The sequence below is a fragment of the Pseudomonas onubensis genome (assembly GCF_965653655.1).
In the GTDB taxonomy this organism is placed as follows: Bacteria; Pseudomonadota; Gammaproteobacteria; order Pseudomonadales; family Pseudomonadaceae; genus Aquipseudomonas.
This window is the reverse complement of sequence record NZ_CBFHAZ010000344.1, coordinates 1-282: the sequence shown is the minus strand read 5'-3', so window position 1 is coordinate 282 and position 282 is coordinate 1. Positions and strand designations below refer to the sequence as shown.

Genomic DNA, 282 nt, shown 5'->3' with positions numbered 1-282 from the left:
TGAGTCCCCTGAAGGGCCGTCGAAGACTACGACGTTGATAGGTTGGGTGTGTAAGCGCTGTGAGGCGTTGAGCTAACCAATACTAATTGCCCGTGAGGCTTGACCATATAACACCCAAGCAATTTGATGCTCCTAGTTGAAAAGACGAGAGAGCCCAGATTGCGGTGTGTGAAGACGAGATGAACCGAAAGTTCGACGTTCACAAAACACCGAAAGCTGTCACATACCCAATTTGCTGAAGCGAAGCCATCTGGCTACGACTCAGTACCCGAATTTCTTGAC

General features: G+C 49.3%; 1 rRNA gene. It reads left to right on the top strand.

From position 1 onward, the window contains the following. Nucleotides 1–107: ribosomal RNA gene (locus tag ACTD9P_RS30265) — 23S ribosomal RNA — on the top strand; the annotation flags it as partial. Between the last annotated feature and the right edge of the window lie 175 nt (nucleotides 108–282).